The 25,070-nt window shown below is 73.3% G+C and carries 18 protein-coding genes and 1 tRNA gene; 7 read left to right on the top strand and 12 right to left on the bottom strand.

Features of this window, described 5'->3' with window-relative positions:
* Positions 1-8 precede the first annotated feature (8 nt).
* A complete protein-coding gene (locus tag NQU55_RS21535) occupies positions 9-1,283 on the bottom strand; it encodes a cytochrome P450 (protein WP_168094411.1) in 1,275 nt (424 codons plus the stop codon).
* 445 nt (positions 1,284-1,728) lie between these two features.
* Between NQU55_RS21535 and NQU55_RS21530 the strand changes: the two genes are divergently transcribed.
* Genes NQU55_RS21530 through NQU55_RS21515 form a run of 4 tightly spaced genes read left to right on the top strand, consistent with a single transcriptional unit; the run spans position 1,729 to position 4,755 of the window.
* Positions 1,729-1,914, top strand: coding sequence for a hypothetical protein (locus NQU55_RS21530; RefSeq protein WP_168094412.1), 186 nt, complete (start codon positions 1,729-1,731; stop codon positions 1,912-1,914).
* Positions 1,911-2,687, top strand: a complete 777-nt coding sequence (locus tag NQU55_RS21525) for a hypothetical protein (protein ID WP_206329674.1) — start codon at positions 1,911-1,913, stop codon at positions 2,685-2,687. Before NQU55_RS21530 ends, NQU55_RS21525 begins: the two co-directional genes overlap by 4 nt.
* Entirely contained in the window at positions 2,684-3,601 is a 918-nt protein-coding gene (locus tag NQU55_RS21520) for a DUF6895 family protein (RefSeq protein ID WP_168094413.1), read from the top strand. The genes NQU55_RS21525 and NQU55_RS21520 overlap by 4 nt, the downstream gene beginning before the upstream one ends.
* Positions 3,598-4,755: a serine hydrolase domain-containing protein gene (locus NQU55_RS21515; protein ID WP_256790970.1), complete on the top strand. Its 1,158-nt coding sequence runs from the start codon at positions 3,598-3,600 to the stop codon at positions 4,753-4,755. The genes NQU55_RS21520 and NQU55_RS21515 overlap by 4 nt, the downstream gene beginning before the upstream one ends.
* Here NQU55_RS21515 and NQU55_RS21510 read toward each other — a convergent pair.
* The 5 genes from NQU55_RS21510 to NQU55_RS21490 form a co-directional block, all read right to left on the bottom strand.
* Positions 4,657-5,544 carry a LysR family transcriptional regulator gene (locus NQU55_RS21510; RefSeq protein WP_168094414.1) on the bottom strand — a complete coding sequence of 296 codons (888 nt, stop codon included), beginning with the start codon at positions 5,542-5,544 and terminating at the stop codon, positions 4,657-4,659. The two genes, NQU55_RS21515 and NQU55_RS21510, sit on opposite strands and share 99 nt — an antisense overlap.
* A gap of 220 nt (positions 5,545-5,764) precedes the next feature.
* Positions 5,765-7,435 (bottom strand): dipeptide ABC transporter ATP-binding protein, encoded by a 1,671-nt coding sequence (locus NQU55_RS21505; protein WP_256790969.1) that lies wholly within the window; start codon positions 7,433-7,435, stop codon positions 5,765-5,767.
* The gene (locus NQU55_RS21500; protein ID WP_168096334.1) at positions 7,432-8,274 is read right to left on the bottom strand and encodes an ABC transporter permease; all 843 of its coding nucleotides are present in this window, start codon (positions 8,272-8,274) and stop codon (positions 7,432-7,434) included. Before NQU55_RS21500 ends, NQU55_RS21505 begins: the two co-directional genes overlap by 4 nt.
* Positions 8,271-9,215, bottom strand: a complete 945-nt coding sequence (locus tag NQU55_RS21495; RefSeq protein ID WP_168096333.1) for an ABC transporter permease — start codon at positions 9,213-9,215, stop codon at positions 8,271-8,273. Before NQU55_RS21495 ends, NQU55_RS21500 begins: the two co-directional genes overlap by 4 nt.
* Positions 9,216-9,229: 14 nt before the next feature.
* Positions 9,230-10,852: an ABC transporter substrate-binding protein gene (locus NQU55_RS21490; protein ID WP_256790968.1), complete on the bottom strand. Its 1,623-nt coding sequence runs from the start codon at positions 10,850-10,852 to the stop codon at positions 9,230-9,232.
* A 247-nt stretch (positions 10,853-11,099) separates the two neighbouring features.
* Here NQU55_RS21490 and NQU55_RS21485 point away from each other — a divergent pair, with 247 nt between their 5' ends.
* On the top strand, positions 11,100-12,122 hold the full coding sequence (locus NQU55_RS21485) for a TauD/TfdA family dioxygenase (RefSeq protein ID WP_168094395.1): 1,023 nt from the start codon (positions 11,100-11,102) through the stop codon (positions 12,120-12,122).
* On the opposite strand, the gene NQU55_RS21480 is transcribed toward NQU55_RS21485, so the two are convergent.
* Positions 12,094-12,855, bottom strand: a complete 762-nt coding sequence (locus NQU55_RS21480; protein WP_168094394.1) for a 4'-phosphopantetheinyl transferase family protein — start codon at positions 12,853-12,855, stop codon at positions 12,094-12,096. The two genes, NQU55_RS21485 and NQU55_RS21480, sit on opposite strands and share 29 nt — an antisense overlap.
* The gene (locus NQU55_RS21475) at positions 12,852-13,724 is read right to left on the bottom strand and encodes a metallophosphoesterase family protein (RefSeq protein ID WP_168094393.1); all 873 of its coding nucleotides are present in this window, start codon (positions 13,722-13,724) and stop codon (positions 12,852-12,854) included. The genes NQU55_RS21480 and NQU55_RS21475 overlap by 4 nt, the downstream gene beginning before the upstream one ends.
* A 239-nt stretch (positions 13,725-13,963) precedes the next feature.
* Here NQU55_RS21475 and NQU55_RS21470 point away from each other — a divergent pair, with 239 nt between their 5' ends.
* Both NQU55_RS21470 and NQU55_RS21465 read left to right on the top strand, forming a co-directional pair.
* Positions 13,964-14,722, top strand: coding sequence for a thioesterase II family protein (locus NQU55_RS21470; protein WP_168094392.1), 759 nt, complete (start codon positions 13,964-13,966; stop codon positions 14,720-14,722).
* A 96-nt stretch (positions 14,723-14,818) separates the two neighbouring features.
* A tRNA-Thr gene (locus tag NQU55_RS21465) sits at positions 14,819-14,892 on the top strand.
* Between the two features lie 89 nt (positions 14,893-14,981).
* Here NQU55_RS21465 and NQU55_RS21460 read toward each other — a convergent pair.
* From NQU55_RS21460 to topA, 4 genes are all read right to left on the bottom strand, one after another.
* Positions 14,982-16,709: an alpha/beta hydrolase gene (locus NQU55_RS21460; protein WP_168094391.1), complete on the bottom strand. Its 1,728-nt coding sequence runs from the start codon at positions 16,707-16,709 to the stop codon at positions 14,982-14,984.
* A gap of 323 nt (positions 16,710-17,032) precedes the next feature.
* Positions 17,033-18,253: a DNA polymerase III subunit delta' gene (locus tag NQU55_RS21455; protein ID WP_168094390.1), complete on the bottom strand. Its 1,221-nt coding sequence runs from the start codon at positions 18,251-18,253 to the stop codon at positions 17,033-17,035.
* Positions 18,254-18,355: 102 nt separating this feature from the next.
* Entirely contained in the window at positions 18,356-21,820 is a 3,465-nt protein-coding gene (gene tmk, locus NQU55_RS21450) for a dTMP kinase (protein WP_256790967.1), read from the bottom strand.
* A gap of 127 nt (positions 21,821-21,947) precedes the next feature.
* A complete protein-coding gene (topA, locus tag NQU55_RS21445) occupies positions 21,948-24,821 on the bottom strand; it encodes a type I DNA topoisomerase (protein WP_168093406.1) in 2,874 nt (957 codons plus the stop codon).
* Positions 24,822-25,070 lie beyond the last annotated feature (249 nt).

The following is a 25,070-nucleotide window of genomic DNA, read 5'->3' as shown; positions in this document are numbered from 1 at the left end:
CGGCGGCTCTACCAGGCGACGGGCAAGGCGAGGGGGAACCGCCAGATCGAACCGGTGTTCCACCGCACCTCCTCCGCCGGAACGGCCAGGCGCAGGTCGGGAAAACGGGTGAGCAGCGTGCCGATGGCGACCTGGAGCTCCATGCGCGCCAGCGGGGCCCCCAGGCAGTGGTGCGTGCCGTGCCCGAAGGTGAGGTGGGCGGGCGCGTCCTGCCGCTCGAGGTCCAGGTCGTCGGGACGGTCGTAGACGAGCTCGTCGCGGTTGGCCGCGAGGTACGAGACGTGGACGGTCTCGCCCGCGCGGATGGTGACGCCGTCCAGCTCCACGTCCTCCGTGGCCTGGCGGGGGATGCCCACGCCCTGCCGGTACGGGATGAAGCGCAGGAGCTCCTCGACGGCGGCCGGCAGCAGCTCGGGACGGGCCCGCAGGCGGGCCAGCTGCTCCGGGTGGGTGAGCAGGGTGTAGATGATGTTGCTGATCTGGTGGGCGCTGGTGTTGTGGCCGGTGACGAGCAGGAGCATGCCCATCACCGCGACCTCGCGGGCGTCGAGGAACTCGCCGTCCTCGCGCACCGCGGCCAGGGCGCTGAGCAGGTCGCCGCCGGGGTGACGGCGGCGCGCCGCGGTCAACTCCGCGAAATACGCGCGGAGTCCGGCCTTTCCCTCGGCGGCCGCAGCGCAGTCGGGGGTGCCGGGGGACATCATCGCCGTGGCCCAGCGGCGCAGCGGCGCACGGTCCGGCCCGGGGACGTCGAGCAGCTCGAAGACCGTGTTCAGCGGGAGGGGGGCGGCCAGCCAGTCGGAGACGTCGGCCGGGGAGCCGTGGTCGGCCATGGCGTCGAGCAGGCCCTCCACCGTGCGCCGGGTGCGCGGACGCAGCTCCTCGACCTGCCGGTCGCCGAACGCGCCGGCCAGGAGGCCGCGCAGGCGGCTGTGGGCCGGCGGGTCCATGAGGTTGATCGACTCGGCGTGGTCGACGAGGTCGGGCGTGACGGGCGGCAGACCGCGGCCGATCAGGGCGGCGCGGCTGAAGCGGCGGTCGGCGGTGACCGCGCGGACGTGGCGGTGGCCCGTCACGAGCCAGGCAGTGGACGCCGGCCCGCCGGCTCCGGGCACCGCGGAACCCCCCGGCCCGTCCTCCGCGGCATCGCCCGCGCCGTCCCCGCGGGGCATGGGGATGCGGGTGATCGGGGGCTCGCTGCGCAGCCGGGCCAGGAAGGGGTCGAACTCCAGGGCCTCATCGTGGCGGAACGGACAGGTCCACACCGACTCGGAGGTGGTCATCGAAGACTCCCATCCCAAGGGCCCCGCCCGGGTGGCGTGCCAGCTTATTTTCAGACCATGCCGCACCAGTCACCCCGCCACACCCCAGCATTCGCAGTTCACCCGAATGGTGGAAATTTCGGAGAATCACCCGTCACATCCCCCACTTTTCCCTTCCTTCTCACCACTCCCCCAGGCTCCGCCCCGGTTCCCCTGCGCGCGCCCTCGGCTTCACCCTGGCGCCCTTGATCCCTTCTTGGCGCCCCCCGCTTCCTCCCGGCGCCCCCCGATCCCCCGATTCCCCCGTGAGTGCCCTTCGCCTCCGCCATGCGCCCCAACGGACGGCTCGCCGCGGGCCCCGGCGTGTCTCGAGCTGCGGAACCCAAAAGTCGTGCTTAGCCTGATTTTTCAGACATCACTGATTAAGTGATGACAATCCCAACCGCATCTCCTAGAGGAGGCGCACATGCTCGCCCAAGAAACCCTCCGACCCCTGGCGAATCCCACCGGAACGGCCGCGATCGGCTCCCTGATGGTGGAACCCGAAGCCGCCGTGAGCGGGGCTCCACTGCCCGCGCCGGAGGCCGCGGGCTTCCTGCTCGCCCTCCTCCTGCTGTCTCCCAAGGAGCCGAAGGAGCCGAAGGGCAAGTGAGTTCCCGTGCGGCCTACGCCGCGGCGGCCGACGAACTCGCGTCCCGCGTCCTCCGTGCCCTCCGGGGCGCGGGGGGCGTGGCGCTCGTCGCCCCGCACCTCGACAGCTCGCCCGACGCACTCGCGGCCCTGGCCGCCGTCCGGGTGATCGGAGCCGACACCTTCACCCCCCACGTCCTGACGGGCGCCCCCTTCCACGCCGCCGACGCAGCCGCCGTCGCCCGGTCCTTCGAGACCTTCCCGGTGCCCGGCAGCGGCCCCTCCGCCCGCCCCGACGAGCGCACCGCCGCCTGGCGCGACTGGGCGACCGCGCAACTCCTGGCCCGTACGCGGGGCTACGCCGGCAACCCCGTGGCCACCATCCCGCCCGAAGCCGGCGACGACCTCACCGACACCACCGACTGGCAGCGCTGGTCCGTTCGCATGGCCCAGCTCGCGCCCCTCGCCACCCCCTGCCTGGACGGGCCCGTGCGGGACGCCGCCCGCGGAGCCGCCCTCCCGCTGAGCCGCGGGCTGACCCGGTCCGTGCTGCGCCGCGACTTCCCGACGGCCGTCCGCCTGCTGCGCTGGCTCGCCCTGCTGCGCCACGACGGCATCGCCCTGCCCGTGGAACCCGGGCCCGTCCTCGACCACGTGCGCCTGCTCGGCGGCGCGAGCCCGCGCACCGCGCTCGACCTGGCGGTCGCCGCCCACCTGCTGGGCGACGGCACGCACCCCGCGAGCCGCGCCGGCTCCGGCACCGCCCCCCAGCCGCCCACGGAGGCGCCGGCATGACGATTTCCGCCCCCGTGGAGACGGCCGCCCGCGCCATGGCCGACCGCGCGCTGTCCTGGCTGCACGCCCACCGCGCGCTCGGCGCCCTGCCACCCGGCACCACCGAGGAGCTCACCGACCCCGACGGCGTCTACAAACCCCTGGGCGAGAGCACCCTCGCCGCCTCCATCATCCTGCGCGACGGCATGGCCGGCCCCGGCCAACTGGTCGCCGCGCAGAGCCTGATGGACTTCACCTGGCTGCAGCTGCGCAAGGGCGACATGCTCTACGAACGCCAGCTGAGCCACACCCTGATGACCGACCCGCTGGAGATGTACGCCCACTTCGTGCGCTGCGGCTACCGGCACGCGGAGCTCGACCGGCTGCTGGCCCACCGCGCACGGCTGCGCTCGGTGCACAGCGTCGAGCTGCTGCCCAACCGCCGCCTGGCCGTGGCCAACGCCGCCCGCATCGCCGGCCTCGACCACGGCGAGGACTTCGCCGCACTCGCCCGCACCACCTGGCTGGGCGCCACCCCCGAACCGTGGGCGATCAACTGGATCACCGCCTACGCGATGACCCACACGGTCTTCCACCTCACCGACTGGGGAGGCCGACCCGAGGGTCTGCCGGCCCCCCTCACCTCGTACGTCCGCACCTGGCTGCCGGTGTGGATCGACATCTGGCGCGAGGTCCGCCAGTGGGACCTCGTGGCGGAACTCCTCATCGTGGGCGCCTCCTTGTCCGAGCCCTACTGCAACCCGGACGACTGGGAGGCGATGGCCGCCCTGCAGCACGAGGACGGCCTGGTGCCCTGCGACGGCGACCCCGTCGCCGAGGACCCCGCCCGCAGGTTCAAGGAACACCAGCACACCACCGTCGTGGCCGCCGTGGCGGGCTCCATCGCCCTGGCCAGGGCGGCGCGAGAGCAGTGACCCCGTCCCTGCGGCAGACCATCCAGGACCACGCGAACGCCCCCGGCACGCCGCTGAACGCCCTGCTCCTGCCCCTGGCCGACGCGGCCCGGGGCGCGAGCGCCGTCGCCGTCGCCGCCGTGCGCGGCGACGAGCGCATCGTGGTGTGCCGCGGGCCGGCCGGGGAGGACACCCGCTTCGAGACCGGCTCGCTCACCAAGACGTTCACCGCGCTGCTGCTCGCCGAGCTCGCCGCCCGCGGCGAGGTCCGCTACGACGACCCCCTCGACCGCTACCTGCCGTCCGGCGCCCGGCGCATCCCGGGCCCGGCCGTCACCCTCCTCCACCTCGCCACGCACACCGCGGGCCTGCCGCGCCTCCCGCCCGGGCTGCTCGCCCGCTCGGTGCGCACGGGCTGGTACCACAACCCGTACGCCGCATTCACCACCGACGACCTGCTGGCCGCGCTCCCCCGCACCCGGCTCCACCACCGCCCCGGCACGCACGTGCGCTACTCCAACTACGGCGTGGGCCTGCTCGGCCTCGCCCTCGCGCGGGCGGCCGGCGGCACGCCCGGCGACTATCCGGCGCTGCTCGGCGAGCGCGTCCTGCAACCGCTCGGCCTGGCCGACACCGACTGCGACCCCACCCGCCCCCAGGTCCTCGGGCACTGGCACGGCCGGCCCCGGCCGCCCTGGCTCGTCCCCGGGCTGCCCGCCGCGGGCGCCCTGCGCTCCAGCGCGCGCGACCTGCTGCGCTGCATGACGGCGCTGCTCGCGCCGGAGGCCGCCGCCCCGCCGAGCCTGCGGGTGGCGCTCACCGAAGTGCAGCGGCCCCGGCTGGCGCTGCCGCGCACGGGCCGCCGCATCTGCCTCGTGTGGAACCTGCGCGTGCGGCCCGGAGGCCCGCTCCTGCACCACTCCGGGGGCACGCGCGGCTGCACCGCCTTCGCCGGCTTCCTGCCCGGCCCCGGCGCCGCCCTGGTGGCCCTGGCCGATGCCGCACCGACCCCGGCCGCGCCCTTCGTCCAGGCGTCGTACGAGGCGCTGTGCGGCCTGGACCGCACGGACCGGCGGTCAGCCACCCGCGACGTGCCGGGTGACGGTGGCCGCGAACTCCTGGGCGGCGGGGGCGAGGGCCGACCACTGCCGGGCGGCCCAGCCCACGTCGAGTGAGGGGATGCCGCTGACGGGTATCAGCCGGGCCGCGCCGGACGGGCTGACCAGCCCCGGCATGGCCGGTATCAGGGCGTGCCCCAGGCCCAGCTCGGCCAGCAGCAGTGCGGTGTCCCAGTCGGTGGCGCGGGTGGTGGAGCGCGAGGAGAGGCCGCCGGGGCCCAGCACGTCCTCCACCCGGCGGCCGGAGCTCGTCCCGGCGGGCGGGCGGATCAGGCGCGTACGGGCGAGGTCCGCGGCGCCGAGGGCGCTCTCGCCCGCGAGGGGGTCGTCCGGGTGGACGGCCAGCACCCACTCCAGGCTGATGACCGGGCGCAGTTCGACGCCCTGGGCGTCCTCGGAGACCGTCACCCAGGCCAGGTCGACCGCCCCCGACCGCAGGGCGTCGATGCAGCGGTGGCTGGAGCGCTCGGTGTGGAACTCCAGCCCGACGTCCGGGAACCGCCTGCTGTACTCCTCGATGGCCGCGCCCATGAGGTGACGGATGGTGGTGGCGCCGGTGGCGATGACGACGCCGCCGCCGTGGCCGGTGCGCAGCTCCTCCAGCGTGCGCAGGCCCTCGCCGAGGGCGGTGAGCCCGTCCGAGGCGGCCCGCTGGAGGATCCGGCCCGCCGCCGTGGGCACCACGCCCCGGGGCTGACGCTCCATCAACGACAGCCCGATCTCTTTCTCCAGGCGCCGCACGTGCTGGCTGACGGCCGACTGGCTGCAGTTCATCTCACGGGCCACGGCACTGAGGTTGCGGGCCTCGCACACCATGACGAACACCTTCAGGTCATCTAGCGTCACGCCGCCACGATACAAGCTTCAGCTTGGGTGGATCGAGTCAACTCATAGGATTGACTTGGCCCATGGGCGACCGCCATGATCTACCTGAATAACGGCGGCAACCTGTCCGCGGCTTCACACAGCAGCACACAGTGCTCCGTTGCTGCGCATGCACGGCAACGGGCCGGGGCGTCGCTGCGGACAGGTGTCGACCAGCTCCCGCCGGCCCCCGCCCCCTCTTTCAGTGCAATACCGGTACGGCCTCCAGCAGCTGCCGCGTGTACGGGTGTTCCGGCGCCTCCCACACGCGCTCGACCGGCCCCCTCTCCACGACGCGCCCCTCCTTCATCACCACCACCTCGTCGCACAGATAACGCACCACGCCGAGATCGTGGGTCACGATGCACAGGGCCATGTCCCGCTCGGCGGTGACCTTGCTCAGGACGTCCAGGATCTGTGCCCGCACGGAGACGTCCAGGGCGCTGACGGGCTCGTCGGCGAGGAGTACGGACGGGCGGGGCGCCAGGGCCCGGGCGATGGCGATGCGCTGCCGCTGCCCGCCCGAGAACTGGTGCGGATAGCGGCCGGCGGCCTCCGCGGGCAGGCCCACGTCGGCGAGGAGCTCGGCCACGCGCGCGTTGGCCGCGGGTGAGCGCCTGTCCGGGAGCGGCTCGGCGATGATGTCCCGGACGCGCATGCGGGGGTCGAGCGATCCCATGGGGTCCTGGAAGACCACTTGGAGACCATGGCCACGGCCATGGCTACGGTCGGCGGTTCGGCCGGTGGCTCGGTCGGTGGCTCGGCCGGCGGTTCGGCCGGTGGCTCGGCCCTGGCCGCGGCCGTGGTCTTCGCCCCCGTCCGCCACGTGGTCGACCGTCCCCGACGTCGGGCGGTCCAGGCCCGACAGCAGCCGCAGCAGCGTCGTCTTCCCCGAGCCCGACTCGCCGACCACACCGGTCCGCCCGCCCGCACGGAGGTCCAGGTCCAGGCCCTCCAGCGCCGTGAAGTGCGTACGCGGCGCGAAGAGGCCGCGGCGGGGGCGGGCGTAGCGCCGGGTCAGGCCGCGGGCCTTGAGCAGGGTCCGCGGCTCGGCGGGGGCCGGCGGGCGCGGGGCCGGGACGGTCAGGTCGGAGGCCTTCAGCAGGGCCCGGGTGTACGGGTGCCCGGGGCTGCGCAGCACCTGCCCGACGGGCCCGCTCTCGACGATCTCCCCGTCGTACATCACCAGCACGCGGTGGCACACGGACGCGACGAGCGCGAGGTCGTGGCTGATGTAGAGCACCGCCGTGCCGCGCTCGTCGGACACGCCCATGACGAGGTCGACGATCTCCTTCTGGACCGTGACGTCCAGGGCGGTCGTCGGCTCGTCGCAGATCAGCAGGGCGGGGTCGGTCGCGAGGGCGCCGCCGAGGACGGCGCGCTGGCGCTGGCCGCCGGAGAGCTGGTGGGGGTAGGAGCGGGCGGCCCGGGCGGGGTCGGGCAGGCGCAGCCGGTCCAGCAGCCCGACGGCGGCGGCGTGGGCAGCGGCCCGGCCGGGGCGTTCGCTGCGGGGGCCGTGCAGCCGCAGCGCCTCGGCGACCTGGGGGCCCACCTTCATCACGGGGTTGAGGGCCGTCATCGGCTCCTGGAACACCATGCCGGCGAGGCGCCCGCGTACGGTCGACAGCTCACGGTCCGTGGCGGCCAGCAGGTCGAACGGGACGCCGTCCAGGCGCGCACTGCCCCCGGCCCGCAGCCCCTCGCCCAGGAGGCCCAGCAGGGCGAGGGCCGTGAGGGTCTTGCCGGAGCCGGACTCGCCGATGATGCCGACGCGCTCGCCCCGGTCCACGGTGAAGCCCACGCCCCGCACGAGCGGCCGGTCCCCCGCGCCGACGGTGAGGCCGTCGACCTCCAGCAGCCTGCTCGTGCTCACCGGACACCTTCCAGCGTGGGGTCGAAGCGGTCCCGCAGGCCGTCGCCGAGGAGGTTCAGGCCGAGGACGGCGGCCGCGACGGCGAGGCCGGGCCACAGACACAGCTCGGGCTTGTCGAAGAGGAGCTCCTGCGAGTCGAGCAGCATGCGGCCCCAGGACGGGGTGGGCGGCGGGGTGCCGAGCCCGAGGTAGGACAGCGCGGCCTCGGCCAGCACGGCGGTCGCGAAGGCCACCGACGCCTGGACGATGACGACGTCCCGGATGTTCGGCAGGACGTGCCGCACGGCGATGGCGGCGCGCGTGCGCCGGGCGAGCCGGGCGGCGTCGACGTACTCCGCGGCCATGACGCGCAGCGTGGCGGCCCGGGCGACGCGTGCGAAACCGGGGGCGGAGGCGATGCCGATGGCCACCATGGCGGTCAGCGTGCTCGTGCCGTAGACCGCCGCCAGCATGATGGCGAGCAGCAGCGCGGGGAAGGCCAGCAGGAAATCGCTCACTCTCATCAGCAGCGCGCTGAGCGGACCGCCCGACATGCCTGCGGCGACCCCCATCGGCACACCGATGACGACGGCGAAACCGACGGCCACGATGCCGACGAAGACGGTGGTGCGGGCGCCGGTCATCAGCCGGCTGGCGACGTCGCGCCCGAACTGGTCGGTGCCCAGGAGGTGCTCGCCGCCGGGCGGCAGCAGCCTGCGGGCGGCGTCCACGTGCGTCGGGTCGTAGGGCGTCCAGAGCAGGGACAGCAGGGCCAGGGCGAGGACGAGGACGACGAGGGCGCCGCCGGCGGTGAGGGCGGGACGGCGGGCGAGCCGCCCGAGGAGGCTCCCGGGCTTCATGAGCGGCTCCGCAGGCGCGGGTCGAGCAGGTGGTAGAGCAGGTCGGTGACGACGTTGACCACGAGCACCGCCACGACCAGGACGATCACCACGCCCTGGACGACCAGCAGGTCGCGGTCGGCGACGGACTGCAGCAGGAGGTCGCCCAGACCCGGGATGACGAAGACCCGCTCGACCACGACGGCCCCGACCAGGACGGTGGACAGCTGCAGCCCGAGGACGGTCAGGACGGGCACCGCCGCGTTGGGCAGCCCGTGCCGCCACAGCGCGGCCCGGCGCCTGCGCCCCTTGGCCCGGGCCGTGCGCAGGAAGTCCTGGTGCAGGACGGTCAGGACGGCGGAGCGCACGTAGCGGGTGAGCACCGCGCCCTGGACGAGCCCGAGGGACAGGCACGGCAGGACGAGCTGCCGCGCCCAGGCCGCGGGGTCCTCGGCGAGCGGGGTGTACCCGCCGGCGGGCAGCGCCCCGGCCCGGACCGCGAAGACGTAGACGAGCAGGATGCCCGCGAGGAAGGCCGGGATCGCGATCCCCGCCTGGCTGAGCGCGGACAGCAGCGCGCCGGCCGGCCTGCGGTGCCAGGCGGCGGCCAGCACGCCCGCGGGCAGCGCGAAGAGGACGGCCACGAGCATGCCGCCGAGGGCCAGCCAGCAGGTGACGCCGAAGCGGTCGGCGATCCGGGGGCCGATGGCGTCGTGGCTGATGTACGAGGTGCCGAAGTCGCCGTGCAGCAGGCCCTGCGCCCAGTCGGCGTACTGGACGACGAGCGGGCGGTCCGTGCCGAAGTCGTGGCGCAGCGCGGCCAGCTCCGCCTCCCCGGCGTTCGTCCCGAGGACGACCTCGGCCGGGTCGCCGGGCAGGACGGAGAGGAAGGCGAAGACGACGAAGCTGGCGATCACGGCGCTGACCAGCAGCGACGCCGCTTTGCGCAGGTACACCCGCATGCCGGGGCCGCTTCCTACTTCTTCTTCGCCCAGCGGATGTTCGCGAGGTCCAGGCCCTCACCGACCTGGTTGACCGGCAGACCGGTGACGTCCTTGTCGGCCACCATCAGGTTGGGCATCAGGTAGAGCCAGTCGGCCGCGGCGTCGTCGGAGAGCAGGCGGGCGGCCTCGCGGTAGCGGGCGGCTTCGTCCTCGGGGCGGCCGGAGTCGGCGTCCTTGAGGAGCTTGGCGTAGGCCGGGTTGCCGTAGCGGAAGTAGTAGCCGGGGTCGGCGAACGTCCACAGGTCGCGCGGCTCGGTGTGGGCGATGACGGAGAGGTCGTAGTCGGCCTTGTTGTAGACCTCGGACAGCCAGCGGGCGGGGAACTCCAGCGGCTCGATCTCCGCCTTGAGCCCGACCTGGTCGAGCTGGGACTTCACGACCTGCGCGGCGGACATCGCGTACGGCATGTTGGGCACCCGGAACTTCACGGTCCGGCCCTCGGCGCCGGCGTCCTTCAGCAGCTGCTTCGCCTTGGCGGGGTCGTAGGGGTAGCTGCCGGTCAGGTCCTCGTACCAGGGGTCGGTGGGGACGGCCATGGTGCCGATGAGCTTGCCGTGACCGGCGCGGGAGGCCTCCACGAGCGCCTTGTGGTCGATGGCGTGGCGCACGGCCTGGCGGACCCGCTTGTCCTTGAACGGCTCGCGGGAGTTGTTCATCGACAGGACGACCTCGCCGGTGGAGGAGCCCTCGATGGTCCGGAAGCGGTTCTTGTCGGAGAAGCGGGACAGCGACTCGGGGGCCTGGACCGTGCCGACGACGTCGATGCCCTTGGTGAGCAGGGCGTTGTTCATCGCTCCTGCGTCCTTGAAGTACTTCAGCGTGACCTTGCCGAGCTCCGGCTTGCCGCCCCAGTAGGAGTCGTTGCGGTCGAGGACGATGCGGTCGCCGCGGCGGCGCTCGGCCAGCTTGAAGGGCCCGGTGCCGACGGGGTGAGCGGCGAGGTCGGCGACGCCGGTGCGGCTGAACATGGCGCCGATGCGGGTGGTCATGGCGTAGAGCCAGCCGTTGCTCGCGTGGTTCAGCGTGACCTTGACCGTGTGGTCGCCGGTCTTCTCCGCCTTGTCGACGACGTCCATCTGGCGGGCCGTCTTCAGCTTCCAGTCCTTCTTCACCCGCTCGATGGAGAACACCGCGTCGTCGGCGGTGAACTCGGCGCCGCTGGTGAACTTCACGCCCTTGCGGAGGTGGAAGGTGTACGTGCGGCCGTCGTCGGAGCGCTCGTAGCGCTCGGCGAGCAGGGGCTGGATCTTCCCCTGCTGGTCCACCCGGACCAGGCCCTCGTAGATGCTGCCCAGCGTGGCCTGCGGGACGGCGGCGCCGTCGGTGGTGGTGAAGTCGAGGCTGGCGGGCTCGGCGATGAGGCCGATGGCGAGCGCGTCGGACGGGCCGGGACCCGAGCCGCCGCCCCCGGAGCCGCACGCGGCCGCCAGGGTGCCGGCCAGGAGGGCGCAGCCGGCCGCCCGGACGGTGCGCCTCAGCGCCGCTCCGGACGCCGCCCCGGACGATGCCCGGGAGGCCGCTGCTGACGCCTTTCCTAACGCCGCTCCCGACGCCGGACCTGACGCCGGACCTGACCTGGCGGTTGACTTGGCCACTGTGTCTCCGTGTCTGTACGTCCCGCTGCCGTCTTTTCTTTCTGCGTCGCCGTGCCTTCCCGGAAACTAACCACCGGCGCACTCCCCGCACCATGGAAGGGCGCGAAGGTGATCGAGTTCACGCGCAATCGCGACACTCCGCCCCCGGTGCGACGGCCCCAACTCCATTGACCCCGCGCGGGCTTCGATTCATGATCGGTGTGCCGCACACCTGCCGCAAGCGCCGAGAATCCCGAGTGGAGTCCGTATGCCTGCACCGTCCGCCGCCGCCGAGAGCGCCGCCATCCTCACCGAGCCCGTCACCGGACCGAGCGCCTGGCGGGCTTCCGACTTCACCGATGAAAGTGACTGGACGGTCGTCCTCACCCCTGAGGAAATCGGTGAGTTGCAGACGGCACTCACCGCCGTGAAGAGCCGCGGCCTTCCGCTCGACCGGCTCACCGTCGACGACTTCCCTCTTCCGGTTCTCGGCAAGACATTCGAAGCGGCGGTGCACGACCTGGAGTTCGGGCGCGGGTTCACACTGCTCCGCGGCCTTCCGGTGGAGACCTGGTCGCCGGAGGAGGCCCGCCTGGCGTACTGGGGCATCGCCCTGCACCTCGGCACGCCCGTCTCCCAGAACGCGGCCGGCGAATTGATCGCGCACGTGAAGGACTACGGGGAGGGCGAGATCACCGAATCCGCCACCCGCGCCTACCGGACCCGCTCCGAGCTGCCCTTCCACACCGACAGCTCCGACATCGTGGGCCTGCTGTGCCTGCGCCAGGCGGGCGAGGGCGGCGTCAGCACCCTGAGCAGCTCCATGACCGTCCACAATCACCTCCTCGCCCACCACCGGGAGCTGCTCGGCCTGTACTACCGGGGGTTCGTCTACGACCGGCGAACGGAAGAGGACTCCGACGAACTCCCGTACTACCGGAACTCCGTGTACGGCTATTTCGACGGGCAGTTGAGCTGCCGCTTCTATATGACCCACTACATCGACTCCGCGGTACCGAAGTCGGGAATTCCGCTGAGCGGGATCGAGCGGCACGCCCTGCGGGTCTTCCAGGACGTCGCGGGCATGGCCGAGCACCGCGTCGAGATGACCCTGCGCGCCGGCGACCTGCAGCTGCTGAACAACAACGTCGTCGTCCACGGCCGCTCCGCCTTCCGGGACGAGCCGGGCCGGCGGCGCGACCTACTGCGCCTGTGGCTCAACACCCGGCACGCCCGGGACCTGCCGGAGGGCTTCGCCGCCTTCAGGCACGGAATGCCGCGGACTCGCTGACCCGCGGGCCGTCCGCGGGCCGCGCGCCCCGGGCCGGGGCGGGGAGGGCGATGGCGGTGAGCACGAAGCCGTCGTCCGCGGCCCACCGGCCGGTGAAGCCGTCCAGCCGGACGCCGCCCACGACGGGGCCGGGCACGAGGAGCCGGGCCGAGAAGGTGCGGGCCTCCGGGTCGATCTCCAGCTCCGCCTCCTCGAAATCCAGCTCCTGCCCGGTCAGCGGGTACCAGGTCTTGAAGACGCTCTCCTTGGCGCTGAACAGCAGCCTGTCCCAGTGCACATAGGGCCGCTCCACGGCGAGCCGCTGGACGGCCGTGCGCTCGGACGGCAGCGCGACGACGCGCAGGACGCCCTCCGGGAGCGGCCCGTTCGGCTCGGCGTCGATGCCCACCGACGCCAGGGCCTCCGACCGGGCCACGACGGCCGCCTGGAAGCCGTCGCAGTGCGTCATGCTGCCGACCACGCCGTCGGGCCACTGCGGGGCGCCGCGCCGGTTGGGGACGAGGGGCACGGGCGGCAGGCCGAGCCGCCCCAGCGCCCTGCGCGCACAGGCCCGTACGGCCGCGAACTCCAGCTGCCGTTTGGGCACGGCGCGGGCGACGGCGGCCGCCTCCTCGGGAAAGAGGCCGGAGGGATCCGCGGGGAAGGTGCCGAGGAGGGCGGGGGCGGACCGCTGCGGCGGAACGGCGAAGCTCTCCTCCGCCACGGCCTCCGCGGGCAGGATCTTCTCGATCACGACCAGGTACCCCCCGCGCCGTCCCCCACGCGCTCCCCGGCAGGCCGGGGCAGGATCTGCCGCAGGGGCTCGCGCGGCGGGCGCGGCCGCCACTCGCGCGGATAGCCGATGGAGACCTCCTCGAACCGCACCCCGTCGTGCCAGGTGACGCGGGGGATGTGGAGGTGGCCGTAGACGGCCGCCGCCGCCCGGAAACGGACGTGCCAGTCCGCGGTCAGCTCGGTGCCGCACCACTGCGCGAAGTCCGGGTAGCGCAGGATCCTGGTGGGCTCGCGCACCAGCGGCCAGTGGTTGATCAGGACGGTGCGGTGGGCGGGGTCGACGGCCGCCAGTCGGCGCTCGGTGTACGCCACGCGCGCGTGGCACCACGTATCGCGGCCGGAGTAGGGCTCGTGGTGCAGGAAGTGCTCGTCGGCGCAGACGACTCCGGCCTCGTAGGCCCGGCGCAGCGACTCCTCCTTGGTGTGCGCCCCGGGCACGCGGAAGGTGTAGTCGTAGAGGACGAACAGCGGGGCCACGGCGACCGGGCCGCCCTCGCCCTGCCACACGGGATACGGGTCCTCGGGGGTGGCGACGCCGAGGCTGCGGCACAGCTCCACCAGGTGCAGGTAGCGCTTCTCGCCGCGCAGGTCGACCGGGTCCTGAGGGTGGGTCCACAGCTCGTGATTCCCGGGCGCCCAGACGACCTTGGCGAATCGCTCGGCGAGCAGGCGCAGCGTCCATTCGATGTCCGCGTACTGCTCACCGACATCGCCCGCCACAATGAGCCAGTCGTCGTCGCTCCCGGGCCGGAGCGTTTCGACGAGCGCGCGATTCTCTTTGTAGGCGACGTGCAGATCGCTGACGGCCAGCAGTTTTCCGTTGGGCACTGTGTGTCCTTCTCGCGTCCTTCTCGACGAATCCGTTGTTTCAAACCGGAACACCCATGTGTTTCGGAGCACTTCGAGCCGGGACGACGTATGTCTGCACCCTGCAAGGGAACCTAATACGCCGGGGGCGCCCGAAGGAACCCCTACCGGCTACGAGCCTGCCCCTACGGCCTCCCGACGTATCCTGCCCGGGACCCGAAAGGCAGCAACTGAACGGCTCCGAAGGGAAAAACAGCACGATGACCATGTCCCCCGCTGACAACCAAAAGTGGATTCGCCGATTCCACCCCGCGCAGGACGCACCGGTGCGCCTCGTGTGCCTGCCGCACGCCGGAGGGGCGGCGAGCTACTACTTCCCGGTGTCGAAGGCGCTCGCGCCGGCGGTCGACGTGCTGGCAGTCCAGTACCCCGGCCGGCAGGACCGGCGCGCGGACCCCTGCGTCGACAACCTGGCCGAGCTGGCGGACCTGACGACCGAGGCCCTCCTCCCCTGGACCGACCGCCCCCTGGCCCTCTTCGGCCACAGCATGGGCGCGACCCTCGCCTACGAGGTCGCCCTGCGGCTGGAGGAGCGCGGCATCAAGCCCACCGTCCTCTTCGCCTCCGGCCGCCGCGCCCCCTCGCGCCACCGCGAGGAGACGGTGCACCAGCGCGACGACCGGGGGCTGATCGAGGAGCTCCGCGCGCTGAGCGGCACCGACACCCAGATGCTGGACGACGAGGAAGTGCTGCAGATGGTCCTGCCGGCGCTCCGCGCCGACTACCGGGCGATAGAGACCCACCGCGCCCGCCCCGGCCTCCGCGTCAGCTGCCCCGTCCACGCCCTGACCGGCGACGACGACCCCAAGGCCACCGTCGACGAGGTCCAGGACTGGGAGCACCACACCACCGCGTCCTTCGCGATCAGCGTCTTCCCCGGCGGCCACTTCTACCTCAACGACCACGCACAGGAGATCGTCGGCGTCATCTCGGACACCATCGCGGCCCCGGCCCGCTGACCACGGAAGACCCCCGCTGACCACCGTGTACGGAGCACCCCTCCGGAGTGTGTAGACTTGGGCGCGCTGCTGAAGCCGGTTCGGATCAGGCAGCTTGCCGCCTTAGCTCAGTTGGCCAGAGCAACGCACTCGTAATGCGTAGGTCTCGGGTTCGAATCCCGAAGGCGGCTCCGCTGAACCCCAGGTCACATCTTGTGTGACCTGGGGTTTTCTGGTTCCTGCAGGCTTTGCGGGCCCCGGGCCTCGTGAGCGCCGGGCCTCAGCGGCACTTCCGGTCCGCCGGGGGCGGGGTCGAGGTCAGCAGGTAGTTGTTGATCGCGTTGTCGATGCAGGCGCTGCCCCGGGTGTACGCGGTGTGGCCGTCGCCGTCGTAGGTCAGCAGGCGGCCGGAGGAGAGCTGGGAGGCCAGCGACCGGGCCCAGCCGTACGGGGTGGCCGGGTCGCGGGTGGTGCCGACGACGAGGATGGGCGCGGCGCCTTCGGCAGGGATGCGGTGCGGGCTGCCCGTGGCCTGGACGGGCCAGTATCCGCAGGTCAGGGCCGCCCAGGCGAGGGAGGTGCCGAAGACGGGCGAGGCCTTGCGGAAGGCGGGGATCGCACTGCGGACCTCGGCCGGGGAGCGGAAGGCCGGCGGGAGGTCGAGGCAGTTCACGGCCGCGTTGGCGTACATGAGGTTCTGGTACGTGCCGCGGGAATCGCGCTCGTAGTACGCGTCGGACAGCTTCAGCAGCGCGGCGCCGTCCCCCTGGAAGGCGGACCGCAGTGCGGTGCGCAGCAGGCCCCACGCCGCCTCGTCGTACATGGCGGAGATCACACCCGTCGTGGCGAGGCTCTCCGTGAGCTTGCGGGACTTGCCGGTGGCCAGCGGCGTCGCGTCGGCCTTCTTGAAGAGCGCGGAGAGGCGGTCGCCCGCTCGCGCCGGCTCGGTGCCCAGCGGGCAGTCCTTGCGCCGGGCGCAGTCCTGGGCGAAGGAGTCGAAGGCGGTCTGGAAGCCCGCGGTCTGGTCGCGGTTGACCCGCTCCGAGTCCAGGGCCGGGTCGAGGGCGCCGTCGAGCACGAGGCGGCCGACGCGGGAGGGGAAGAGCCCGGCGTAGGTGGCGCCGAGGAACGTGCCGTACGAGGCGCCCACGTACGTCAGCTTGGCGTCGTCGAGGACCGCGCGCAGGACGTCCATGTCGCGGGCGGCCTCGATCGTGGACACGTGACCGAGGAGCTTGCCGGAACGGGTGGCGCAGCCGTCGGCGAAGTCGGAGTACGCGGCGACCAGTTCCCCGGTCTCGCCGGCGTCGTCCGGGGTCTGGTCGACCTCCGTGTAGCGGTCCATGTCCGCGTCGGAGAAGCACGTGACCGGCTCGCTGCCCGCGACGCCGCGCGGGTCCATGGCCACCATGTCGTAGTGGGCGCGGACGGTGGCGGGATAGCCGATGCCCGCGTAGCGCTGGAGATAGCCGACCGCCGAGCCGCCCGGCCCGCCCGGATTGACCATGAGGGAGCCCAGGCGCCTGGCGTGGCCCGCGCCGGTGGCCTTCTTGCGGGAGACGGCGAGCTTGAGGTCGTCCGCCTCGCGGGGGTGGTCGTAGTCCAGCGGGGCCCTCAGCGTGGCGCACTCGAACCCGCTCGTGCCGCAGGAGTGCCAGCTGAGCTTCTGCTCGTAGTAGCGCTGCAGGGCCGCGGGGACGGCGGCCGGCAGCGGGGCGAGCAGCGGGGCGTCCCCGGACGGCCTGCCCGCGCCGCCCAGGCCCCCCGGAGAGCCCAGGGCGCCCCCTGGGCCGAGGCTCCCGAACCCGGGGAGACCGTGATCGTCCCGCCCCTCCCCCGCGCGGCCGTGGCGGCTTCCCGCGGGCGAGGGCTGCTCGTCGCCCGCCCCGTACGCTCTCGGCGCCGCCGTCGCCCGCGGCGAGGTGTCCCCGAGCGCGGAGCCGGAGATCAGCAGCGCCGCTGCCGCGATGACGGTGCCGGAGGTACGGAGCAGGCGGCTGGAGTCCATCGGCTGGTCCCTTGTCCCTCTGCGTGGATGCATGGCTGCATGCGTGGAGTGCCGCTGCACGGAGGCACGGGGCTGCCCGGCAGCGAGGAGGAGCTGAGCTTCACGCGGCGTCACGGAAAATCACTGCGTACCGACGGAGCGTATCCGCACTCGTGCGGGCTGCCGCCAGTCGCCGGGCCCAGGAGGCCTCATATGAGTGAGAGTGCGTAACCGGATCCGGGCGAGCGTGCGCAGCCGGATGCGTGCCCGGGCCGGGTGGTCCGCGCCGCTCAGCCGACCGGCAGGACTCAGCCGACCCGCAGCCCTCAGCCGGCCCGCAGCACTCAGCTGGCCCGCAGCGCCATCGTCATCGCCTCGACCGCGAGCAGCGGGGCCACGTTGCGGTCCAGCGCCCGCCGGCAGTCGATGATTGCCTCGATGCGGCGCAGCGTCCGCTCCGGGCCGGACGCGGAGGCGACGCGCTCCAGGGCGTCCTGCATGTCCGCGTTGGCGATCTCCACGCGCGAGCGGAGCTGCATCGCCAGGACGTCGCGGTAGAAGCCCGTCAGGTCGACCAGGGCCAGGTCCAGGCTGTCGCGCTGGGTACGCGTGCTGCGGCGCTTCTGGCGGTCCTGCAGCTCCTTCATCGCGCCCGCCGTGCCGCGCGGGAGACGGCTGCCCGTACCGGCCGCCGCGCCGAGCGCCGCCCTCAGCTCCTCGGTCTCCTTGGCGTCGACCTCCTCCGCGACCTGCTTGGCGTCCTCGGCGGCCGCGTCGATCAGCTCCTGAGCGGCCTTCAGGCAGCCGCCGACGTCGTCGACGCGCAGCGGCAGCTTGAGCACGGCCGCGCGCCGGGCACGGGCCCGCTCGTCGGTGGCCAGGCGGCGGGCCCGCCCGATGTGGCCCTGCGTGGCACGGGCCATCCGCGCGGCCAGCTCGGACTCGATGCCGTCACGCCGGGCGAGGATCTCCGCCACGGCGGCCACCGGCGGCGTGCGCAGGGTGAGCAGGCGGCAGCGGGAACGGATGGTGGGCAGCACGTCCTCCAGGGACGGCGCGCACAGGAGCCACACCGTGCGCGGCGCGGGCTCCTCGACCGCCTTCAGCAGGACGTTGCCCGCGCCCTCCGTCAGCCGGTCGGCGTCCTCCAGGACGATCACCTGCCAGCGGCCGCCGGCCGGCGAGAGCTGGGCGCGGCGGACCAGGTCACGGGTCTCCTTGACGCCGATCGACAGCTGATCGGTGCGGACGATCTCCACGTCCGCGTGCGTGCCCACGAGCGTGGTGTGGCAGCCGTCGCAGAACCCGCAGCCGGGGGCCCCGCCGACGGCCTTGTCCGGGCTCACGCACTGCAGGGCGGCGGCGAACGCACGGGCGGCGTCGGCCCGTCCGGAGCCGGGGGGACCGGTGAACAGCCAGGCGTGGGTCATCGACCCGCCGCCCACGGCGGCGGCGCCCGAGGCGGCCGACTCGGCGGCGGTGACCAGGGCATCCGCGTCCCGCGCGGCGGCGGAAAGCTGCTCCGTCACCCGGTCCTGACCGACCACGTCGTCCCACACCGCCATGGCTGTCCTCCGCACTGGTTGTCCTGCGACGTCCATTGTGGGCCACACCACCGACACCGAACGCCGGTCGGGCATGGCCCACTGGGGCCCGATGGGGAGGCCTCAGCGGCCTCGGCGGCCGCCCCGCTCCTCGTCGTCACGGCCCCGGTCGCGCCCGCCGCGCCCCAGGAGCTCGTCCGCGAGCGTCGGCTCGTCGTCGCCGGAGGTCTCCTCCGCCCAGCCCGGACGCCGACGGCCCCGGGCGGCGGTGTCCTCGTCCACCTGCGGCAGCTCTCGCGTCTGCTCGGTGTCCGAGCCCGCGCCCGCGCCCGCGCCTGCGCCCGTGCCTGCGCGCTCCTCCGAACGGAACAGCCAGTCCGGCACGCGGTCCGCCGGGTCCTCGGTCCGCGGCTCGGGCCGTACCGGAGGCAGCACCTCCGTGACATCCATGCCGTCATCGGCGACGGCCGCATCGGCGGCGTCAGCAACCGGCGGCTGCGGCAGCACAGCCGTCTCCTCCGACTCCCGCGACGGCGCGGGCGGCTGCTGCGACTCCACGCCCCAGGTCACGCGCTGCTGGTCCACGGGCCGTACGGCGGGCACGGGCGGCAGCACCTCGGTGTCGTCGGACGCACCGGCCGCGGCAGGCACACCGGACGCCCGCGAGGCCCGCGGATCGATCTTCGGCCGCTCCACCGTCGGCGTCGTGTCCGAGGTCAGGCCGGTGAAGTCCGTGTTCCGCGGGTCGGGCCGGTGGACGGACGGGCTCTGAACCGACGGCGCCTCGACGATCTGCGTCTCGTCCGAGCTCCCCGGGGCCACGGCCTCCTTGCGGAACGAGGGCCGCTCGACGGTCGGAGCCTCGGAAGCCGAGGCCGGAGCCGAATCCGAGGCCGCAGCCGCAGCCGCAGCCGAGGCCGGAGCCGAATCCGGAACGGAAGCCGCCGCGCCGGGGGAGCCCGGCGCAGCCGGAGCCGGAGCCGCAGCCGAGGCCGCCGCGGCCTCCTCCGCCGCCACCCGCGCGCGCTCCGCCCGCAGCAGCGCCTCCTCCGCCTTGCGCTGCTTCTCCAGGCGCCGCTCCTCGGCCTCCGCGCGCAGCCGCGCCTCTTCCTCGGCCTGCTTGCGGAGCCGCTCCTGCTCGGCTGCGCGGGTCCGCTCCTCCGCCTCGCGGCGCTTGCGCTCCTCCTCCGCCTGGCGGCGGGCCTCCTCGGCACGCTGCCGGGCTTCCTCGGCGAGGCGCGCCTCTTCGCGGATGCGGGCCTCTTCGGCCTCGCGCCGCTTGCGCTCCTCCTCCTCGGCGCGCAGCTTGGCGAGCTGCTCCTGGCGCTCGCGCTCCAGCCGCGCCTCCTCCGCCTTGCGCGCGGCCTCTTCCTCGGCCTTGCGCCGCGCCTCCTCCTCGGCGGCCTTGCGGGCCTGCTCGCGGGCTTCGATCTCGGCCGCGGAGAGGGGCAGGGCCTGGTCGAGGCGGTGGCGTACGACGGTGGTGATGTCCTCGGGCGCCTGCCCGGCGTCCACGACGAGGTAGCGCGAGGGGTCGGCGGCGGCCAGGGTCAGGAACCCGGTGCGGACGCGGTTGTGGAACTCCATGGGCTCGGATTCGAGCCGGTCGGGCGCCTCGGTGAAACGTTCTCGCGCGGTCTCCGGCGAGACGTCGAGCAGCACGGTCAGGTGCGGCACGAGACCGCCCGTCGCCCAGCGGTTGATGCGGGCGATCTCGGTCGGCGAGAGGTCGCGCCCGGCGCCCTGGTAGGCCACGGACGAGTCGATGTAGCGGTCGGAGATGACGACCGCGCCGCGCTGGAGGGCGGGCTGGACGACGGAGTCGACGTGCTCGGCGCGGTCGGCCGCGTAGAGCAGCGCCTCCGCGCGGTCGGACAGGCCGGCCGACGAGACGTCCAGCAGGATCGCGCGCAGCCGCTGCCCGATGGGCGTGGCGCCGGGCTCGCGGGTGACGACGACCTCGTGGCCCTTGGAGCGGATCCATTCGGCGATGGCCCGCACCTGGGTGGACTTGCCGGCGCCGTCGCCGCCCTCGAAGGCGAGGAAGAAGCCGGTCGCGGCGGGCGCCTGCTCGGGGTCGCCGCCGCGCAGCACGTCCAGCAGGTCGCGGCGGAAGGGGACGCCGTGCCGGTCGTCGGTCTTGCCGAGCACGAGGGCGCCGACGGGCAGCAGCAGCGCCCCGACGAGCATCAGGGTGAAGGCCGCCCCGCCGTGCGCGAAGACGAAGCTGCCGCGCTCCAGCCGGTGCGGCCCGATGGCGGCGGCGAGCAGCGGCGCGGCGACCGCGCCCAGCGCGGCCGTGACGCGCACGACGGCGTGCAGGTGATCGGTGGTGCGGGGCCGGCGGGCCTCTTCCGTCTCCTGGTCGAGGAGGGCGTGGCCGGTGTTGGCGGCGATGCCCGCGCAGACTCCGGCGAGCAGCACGAGCAGGAGCACCGTCGTGGGGTCGGGCACGAGGCCCGCCGCGAGCAGCGCCAGGCCGGTCAGCGCGATGGACAGCGCGAGCAGGCGGCGCCGGGAGAAGCCGGGGAGCACCTTGACGGCGCTGCGGATGCCGATGACGGGGCCGCCGGCGAGGGCGAGCACGAGCAGCGCGAAGGCGACCGGCCCGCCGCCGAGGTCGACGGCCTGGAGGGCGGCCACGCCGACGGCCGCGGCGATGGCACCGGCGACGGCCGCGCAGGCCAGGACGAGCACCGGGATGGCGCCCGTACGACCGGTGTCCGGCGTCCGCCCGCCGTCCGGGCCCTGGGTGGTCTTGGGGCGGCGCAGGCCCTCCAGCGGGGAGCGCACGCGGGGCGACTTCGCGCTGGGGAGCGCCAGGAAGTAGAGGATGGTGGCCGAGGTGCCGAACAGCACGGCCGCGAGGAACGACCCGAGGGCCGCCTGGTGCTGGTGGAACCAGTCGATGCCGGCCCCGAGCAGGTTGCCGATCAGCGTGGCGGCGAGGAGCGCGGCGGCCGCGAGGGGCAGCGAGACGAAGCTCGTGCGCAGCGAGAGGCGCCGCAGCGCGTCGTAGTGATCGGGCAGCGGGCGTACCGCCGAGCCTTCGAGGGGAGGCGCGGGCAGGAGCGCGGGGGCCGCGCCGTCCTTGACGACCGTCCACACGCGCTCGGCGACACCGATCACGAAGGCCGAGATCAGCAGGAAGGCGAGCGCACGGCTGCCGGTCCAGTCGAGCCACAGGGGCGCGACGACCAGCAGGCCGGCCCGGACCCCGTCCGCGCCGATCATGGTCCACCGGCGGTCGAGGGGACCGGCCGGGGCGATGAGCGAGGAGAGCGGGCCGAGCAGGACCGCGCCGAAGAGGAGCGTCGCCAGCAGGCGTGCCGCGAGGACCGCGGCGACGGCGAGGGCCGCGCCCCGGTAGCCGCCCCCGAAGGAGCCCTCCGCGACGGCCGCCTGCAGCGAGAGCAGCAGGAGCACGAGGAGGGCGAGGGAGTCTCCGACACCGCCGGCGAACTGGGCGTTCCACAGCCGCCGCAGCGGGGGGAAGCGCAGCAGGGACCGGACGGCACGCTCGCGGGAGTCCGCGGCTAGGGCGCCGGAGGTGGAGGTCACCACGGCTGGCTGCTCGGCTCGCGTCATCCTGCCAGCCTATCCGGCCTGTCCGGGCTTCCGCGCTTCTGCCCGAACATGCGCCCGAACGAATGGATGGCCCACCGGCGCTGACGGCGCGGCCGGAGGGGAGCCCTCCGGCCGCGCCGCCCGCCGGTCACTCGTCGGCGGCCTGGGCGGCCGCGGCCACCTTCTTCGCGGCGGTCGTCTTCTTGGCGGCCGTCTTGGTGGCCGTCTTGGTGGCTGCCGTCTTCTTCGCGGTCGTCGTCTTCTTCGCCGCGGTCTTCTTGGCAGCCGTCTTCTTGGCGGCGGTCTTCTTCGCCGGCGCCTTCTTCGCGGCGGCCTTCTTGGCCGTCTTCTTCGCCGGGCCCTTGGCGCGCTTCTCCGCCAGGAGCTCGTAGCCGCGCTCGGGCGTGATCGTCTCGACGTCGTCGTCACGGCGCAGCGTGGCGTTGGTCTCGCCGTCCGTCACGTACGGGCCGAAGCGGCCGTCCTTGACCACGACCGGGCGCTCGCTGACCGGGTCGGTGCCCAGCTCCTTCAGCGGCGGCTTGGCCGCGGCGCGCCCGCGCTGCTTGGGCTGGGCGTAGATGGCGAGGGCCTCGTCCAGCGTGATGCTGAAGAGCTGGTCCTCGGTCTCCAGCGACCGCGAGTCGGTGCCCTTCTTCAGATACGGGCCGTAGCGGCCGTTCTGCGCGGTGATCTCGACGCCCTCGGCGTCGGTGCCCACCACACGCGGCAGCGACATCAGCCGGAGCGCGTCGTCGAGGGTGACCGTGTCCAGGGACATCGACTTGAAGAGCGAGGCGGTGCGCGGCTTGACCGCGTTCTTGCCGGTCTTCGGGGTGCCCTCGGGAAGGATCTCGGTGACGTAGGGGCCGTAGCGGCCGTCCTTGGCGACGATCTGGTGACCGGTGCCGGGGTCGGTGCCGAGCTCGAAGTCCCCGCTGGGCTTGGCGAGCAGCTCCTCGGCGTACTCGACGGTCAGCTCGTCGGGTGCGAGGTCGTCGGGGACGTCGGCGCGCTGGTGGCCCTCGGCGTCCTTCTCGCCGCGCTCGACGTACGGGCCGTAGCGGCCGACGCGCAGCACGATGTCGTTGCCGACGGGGAAGGAGGACACCTCGCGGGCGTCGATCGCACCGAGGTCGGTGACGAGCTCCTTGAGGCCGCCGAGGTGGTCGCCGTCGCCGTTGCCGGCCTCGGCGGCGCCGCCCGCGGCGCCCTCGGTGCCCTCGCCGAAGTAGAACCGGCGCAGCCACGGCACGGCCTGGGCCTCGCCGCGGGCGATGCGGTCGAGGTCCTCCTCCATGGAGGCGGTGAAGTCGTAGTCGACGAGCCGGCCGAAGTGCTTCTCCAGCAGGTTGACGACGGCGAAGCTCAGGAAGGACGGGACGAGCGCCGTGCCCTTCTTGAAGACGTAGCCGCGGTCGAGGATGGTGCCGATGATCGACGCGTAGGTCGACGGGCGGCCGATCTCCCGCTCCTCCAGCTCCTTGACCAGCGAGGCCTCGGTGTAGCGGGCGGGGGGCTTGGTGGCGTGGCCGTCGGCCGTGATCTCCTCGGCCGCCAGCGGGTCGCCCTCGGCGACCTGCGGGAGGCGGCGCTCGCGGTCGTCGAGCTCGGCGTTCGGGTCGTCCGCGCCCTCCACGTAGGCCTTCATGAAGCCGTGGAAGGTGATGGTCTTGCCGGAGGCGCTGAACTCGGCCTGACGGCCGTCGCTCGCCCGGCCGCCGATCCTGACGGTGACCGAGTTGCCGGTCGCGTCCTTCATCTGGGAGGCGACGGTCCGCTTCCAGATCAGCTCGTAGAGGCGGAACTGGTCGCCGGTCAGACCGGTCTCGGCGGGCGTGCGGAAACGATCACCCGAAGGCCGGATCGCCTCGTGCGCCTCCTGGGCGTTCTTGACCTTGCCGGCGTACGTGCGCGGCTTCTCCGGCAGGTAGTCGGCGCCGTAGAGCTGGGTGACCTGCGCACGGGCCGCGTTCACGGCGGTGTCGGACAGCGTCGTGGAGTCCGTACGCATATAGGTGATGAAGCCGTTCTCGTACAGCTTCTGGGCCACCTGCATGGTGGCCTTCGCACCGAAGCCCAGCTTGCGCGAGGCCTCCTGCTGCAGCGTCGTCGTACGGAACGGGGCGTACGGGGAGCGGCGGTACGGCTTGGACTCGACCGAGCGCACCGCGAAGGAGGTGTCGGCGAGGGCGGCGGCCAGCGCGCGGGCGGCGGCCTCGTCCAGGTGGAGCACCTGGGCGGCGTCCTTCAGCTGACCGTTCGAGCCGAAGTCGCGGCCCTGGGCCACGCGCCGGCCGTCGACCGAGGACAGGCGGGCGGTGAGGGTCGCGGGGTCGCTGTTGTCACCGGAGCGGCCGGTGCCGAAGGTGCCCGTGAGGTCCCAGTACTCGGCGGAGCGGAAGGCGATGCGCTCGCGCTCCCGCTCGACGACGAGGCGGGTGGCCACGGACTGCACGCGGCCGGCCGACAGCCGCGGCATGACCTTCTTCCACAGGACCGGCGAGACCTCGTAGCCGTAGAGGCGGTCGAGGATGCGGCGGGTCTCCTGGGCGTCGACGAGCTTCTTGTTCAGCTCGCGCGGGCTGGCGACGGCGGCCTGGATCGCGTCCTTGGTGATCTCGTGGAAGACCATGCGGCGGACGGGGACCTTGGGCTTGAGGACTTCCTGCAGGTGCCAGGCGATGGCCTCGCCCTCGCGGTCCTCATCGGTGGCGAGGAAGAGCTCGTCGGACTCGGCCAGCAGCTCCTTGAGCTTCTTGACCTGGTCCTTCTTGTCGTGGTTCACGACGTAGATCGGCTGGAAGTCCTTCTCGACGTTGACGCCGAGGCGGGCCCAGGACTCGCCCTTGTACTTCGCCGGGACCTCGGCGGCCCCGTTCGGCAGGTCACGGATGTGCCCGACGCTCGCCTCGACGACGTATCCGGGGCCGAGGTAGCCCTTGATCGTCTTCGCCTTGGCAGGCGACTCGACGATGACGAGTCGGCGGCCGCCCTTTGCGGTCTCGCTGGTCGGGGACAACTTCGCTCTTCTTCCGGTCGGCACTCGGTGTGGGCGCTGCGGTGACGCTGCGGAGTGTGACGGTACATCCCGCCCCCGTGTCAAACGGAAAAAGCCCGCAACGCCACTCGAACGGTAACCCGATGTACGTTCTAACCAGCACGGTATCCAACATCACACTCTTAGGGTCGTAATGAAGGCTACGTCCACTCCGCCCCCGGTGCCGCGCTTCACAGGGCCCTGGCCAAGGGTGTGACGGCGGAGGGCCGG

This window comes from Streptomyces telluris (assembly GCF_024519335.1).
GTDB lineage: Bacteria > Actinomycetota > Actinomycetes > Streptomycetales > Streptomycetaceae > Streptomyces > Streptomyces telluris.
The sequence above is the reverse complement of the archived record's forward strand: the minus strand, read 5'-3'. Positions and strand labels throughout refer to the sequence as shown.